General features: G+C 24.4%; 4 protein-coding genes. 2 read left to right on the forward strand and 2 right to left on the reverse strand.

Annotated elements, in window-relative coordinates; all coding sequences use genetic code 11:
• Positions 1 to 45: 45 nt before the first annotated feature.
• A complete protein-coding gene (locus GBZ86_RS13565; protein WP_152891509.1) occupies positions 46 to 1,116 on the forward strand; it encodes an NAD(P)H-dependent flavin oxidoreductase in 1,071 nt (356 codons plus the stop codon).
• A 113-nt stretch (positions 1,117 to 1,229) separates the two neighbouring features.
• On the opposite strand, the gene GBZ86_RS13570 is transcribed toward GBZ86_RS13565, so the two are convergent.
• Positions 1,230 to 1,775: a nitroreductase family protein gene (locus GBZ86_RS13570; RefSeq protein ID WP_152891512.1), complete on the reverse strand. Its 546-nt coding sequence runs from the start codon at positions 1,773 to 1,775 to the stop codon at positions 1,230 to 1,232.
• A 5-nt stretch (positions 1,776 to 1,780) separates the two neighbouring features.
• Positions 1,781 to 2,740, reverse strand: coding sequence for an aromatic acid exporter family protein (locus GBZ86_RS13575; RefSeq protein WP_152891514.1), 960 nt, complete (start codon positions 2,738 to 2,740; stop codon positions 1,781 to 1,783).
• Positions 2,741 to 2,957: 217 nt separating this feature from the next.
• Between GBZ86_RS13575 and GBZ86_RS13580 the strand changes: the two genes are divergently transcribed.
• Positions 2,958 to 3,599 (forward strand): undecaprenyl diphosphate synthase family protein, encoded by a 642-nt coding sequence (locus tag GBZ86_RS13580; protein ID WP_152891516.1) that lies wholly within the window; start codon positions 2,958 to 2,960, stop codon positions 3,597 to 3,599.
• Positions 3,600 to 3,830 lie beyond the last annotated feature (231 nt).

Here is a 3,830-nt window from a genome sequence, read left to right on the forward strand (position 1 = left end):
ATATTTTATTTTGAAAGTTTTTTAAAGGAAAGGATGTAATTATACATGAATATAAAGCCACTTATTATTGGAAACTTAGTTGCTAGATTGCCAATTATACAAGGAGGCATGGGTATAGGTGTTTCTTTGTCTAGACTAGCAGGAGCTGTTGCTAAATGTGGAGGAATTGGTATTATTTCCGGAGCTCAACCTGGTTATTTAGAAAAAGATTTTGAAACAAATTGTGTTGAAGCAAATTTACGTGCTCTAAAAAAACATATAAAAAAAGCAAAGGAGAAAGCTGGTAATGGAATAATAGGAGTAAATCTAATGGTAGCTATGAATAATTATGCTGAATATGTAAAAGCAACAATAGAAGCTGGAGCAGATTTGATAATCTCTGGAGCAGGACTTCCAAGTTCATTACCTAAACTTACTAAAGATAGTTCTATTAAAATAGCCCCAATAGTTTCTTCACTTAAAGGTGCTAGAGTTATTATGAAACTTTGGGATAGAAATTATAATATAGCTCCTGATATGATAGTTGTAGAAGGTCCCCTTGCTGGAGGACATTTAGGGTTTCAAAAAGATAAATTGCAAATAGAAACAAAAAATTTTAATCAAACCATTAAAGATATAATTATGGAAGTTAAAAATATGGAAGAAAAACACAATAAGAAAATTCCCGTAGTTGTAGCTGGTGGAATTTTTGATGGAAATGATATTGCCAAATATTTAGAAATAGGTGCTAGTGGAGTGCAAATGGCTACAAGATTTGTAGCTACTAATGAATGTGATGCACATGAAAATTTTAAAAAAGCATATTTAAGTTGTAAAACTAATGATATATCAATAGTTAAAAGTCCTGTTGGCATGCCTGGAAGAGCAATACATAATAACTTTGTAAAAAACACAGAATCTAATATTTCTAAAAAAGTAGACAAATGTTATAATTGTTTAATTCCCTGTAATCCTAAAGAAACTCCATATTGTATTAGCGCTGCACTTATTAATGCTGTAAAAGGAAATTTAAATGAAGGTTTAATATTTTGTGGTGAAAACGCTAGTAAAATAAAGGAGATTGTACCGGTAAAAGTCTTGATGGATACTTTAGAAAAAGAAATTTTACAATATTAAATTTAAAATTTTATTAAAAATCTGTAAATAATTTTAATAAACAATAAATTAATTTACAGATTTTTAATTATATTCATATTTAACTTTATACAGTCTACTATATACTCTCAAATTTATTCATAAGAATTAAATGTTACTATACTATTTAAATCTTTTCTTACCTTTTTTCTTTTAATATTCATTTCATCATACCCTAAAGAAATTATTAATGAAATTTCTTTATTTTTAGGAATATTTAAAATTTCTTTTATTTTATTTTCTTTAAACCACCCTATAATGCAAGTTCCTAATCCTAATTCACATGCTTGTAAACAAATATGCTCACAAGCAATGCCAATATCTATAGAACTATAATCCTTTTTCTTTACTATTTCTCCAATTTTTGATGTTAAATTTCTTTTTTCTTTTACTATAATTATAAAACATTTACATTCTAAAGCAAATTTATTTATTCCTATAATAGGATCATAAATCATATTTCGTATTTTTAATAACGTATTCTTTTCATTAACTATTATAAATTTCCATGGTTGAGCATTGCATGCCGATGGTGCTAACCTTGCAGCTTCTATACATTTAATTATTTTTTCTTTTTCTACATCTTTATTTATATAAGTCCTAACACTTTGTCTATTATTAACTAATTCTAAAAATTTCATACTAATTACTCCTTTAATTTTAAAACATAATCTTTTCTTATTTCTAAAAAACGTTGTAGATCCATTATATATTGAAATAATTTAGCTCTATATTCAAACTCATCTCTTGTTTTAGGTAATGATTGTCTTTTAAACTTATATTTTAAACTTTCTAGTTCTTCTAGTAATTCTTCCGATGAAATTGGTTCTCCTATAGCCATTGCTACTTTTTCTGTAAAATTTGCAACTAATTCAGTCTGTTTATATATACTTATGAAATTTTTACAATGTTCTCTCATATATTTTATAATTTCAAATTGAATATTTCTCATTTCAATATAATGTATATAATATTTTACATCTGAAAATAAATAATTATTAAAATTTTTATAAGCCCTATTTCTTGCTTGGCTTAATCTAATTTCTATTTCTTCAAATAATCTTTGTTCATTAATAGATACACAATGTAATTTTAATGTATAAGACATATCTAATAATATATCCTTCATTTTATTTTCTATATACTCTTTATCTTCCTCTAATTTTGAAACAATACTTGGCATATATAAATTAAATATTAAAGCTGTTCCAGCTCCAATTAGAAATAAAGCTATTTCATTTTTTATCCAAAAAAAATCAACTGATTTTTCAACTAGTAAATGTGTTACTAATACTGAACTTACAACTATTCCCTCTGTAATTTTTAAATTAGCTGTAACAGGAATAAATATAAGTAAATATAATCCAAAAACATATTCATTAAATCCTATAAAAACAAATAATATACTAGATATAAACAAAGCTATAATTGTAGATATTAATCTTTTCATGGCCATTTCTATAGATTGTCTTTTTGTACTTTGTACACTTAAAATTGTTATAATTCCTGATGCTACTGCATATTTAAGTCCCAAAAACTGAGCAATGGTTATTGCAATAGTAGCTCCTAATGCACTTTTAATAGTTCTAATACCAATTATATTCATTAGTTTCCTCGTTTCTATAATTCTTATATATAAATAATAACTATTATTATTTATTTTTTCAATAATTATTTATTATTTAATTTCAATATATTAACTTTATAAAAATTATATTTTTGTTATTATTTGGTTATAATAATAACATCAAAATTAATTTTTATATAACATTTAAAATCATATATTATATATTTTTTAACTACATAATAAATGAGGTGAATTTATGAGGATACCTAATCATATTGGAATTATTCCAGATGGAAATAGACGATGGGCTATTACTCAAGGATTAAAGAAAAATGAAGGTTATAATTATGGAATTAACCCTGGATTACATGTTTTCAAACTTTGTAAAGATTTAGGGATAAAAGAAATAACATTTTACGGATTTACTACTGATAATACTAAAAGACCTTCTATTCAAAAAAAAGCATTTATAGATGCTTGTATAAGGTCAGTAGAATTAATATCAAAAGAAGATTCAGAAATTTTAGTTTTAGGTAATATTTCTTCAAAATCTTTTCCAAAAGAATTGATTAAATATACTAAAAGAAATATTTTTGGAAAAGGAGGAATAAAAGTAAATTTTCTTATAAATTATGCTTGGGAATGGGATTTGAATAAACTTAAGGTAGCAGATTGTAATTTGAAAAATATATTAAACAATATAGAATCAAATGATATTTCTAGAATTGATTTAATAATTCGTTGGGGTGGAAGAAGAAGATTAAGTGGTTTTTTACCAGTTCAATGTGTATATTCAGATTTTTATATTATAGATGATTTTTGGCCTGATTTTAAAAAAGAACATTTTAATAAAGCTATTGAATGGTATAATGAACAAGATATAACTTTAGGTGGTTAATCTATATTGAAAATTTAATAAAGTCATGTTTATATAAACATGACTTAGGCTGTCGACAAAGTCGACAGCCTTTCCATTTTCTTATAAAATAATATTGGGTGATAAATATGATGACTAAAAAAAATACTGATAATAGATTTAAAATTGAATTTAACAGTTTAGAAGCTCTTGTGCCTAAAAATCATTTAGTTAGACAAATTGATAGAGCAATAGATTTTAATTTTATATATG

The organism is Clostridium tarantellae (assembly GCF_009295725.1).
Taxonomy (GTDB): Bacteria; Bacillota; Clostridia; order Clostridiales; family Clostridiaceae; genus Sarcina; species Sarcina tarantellae.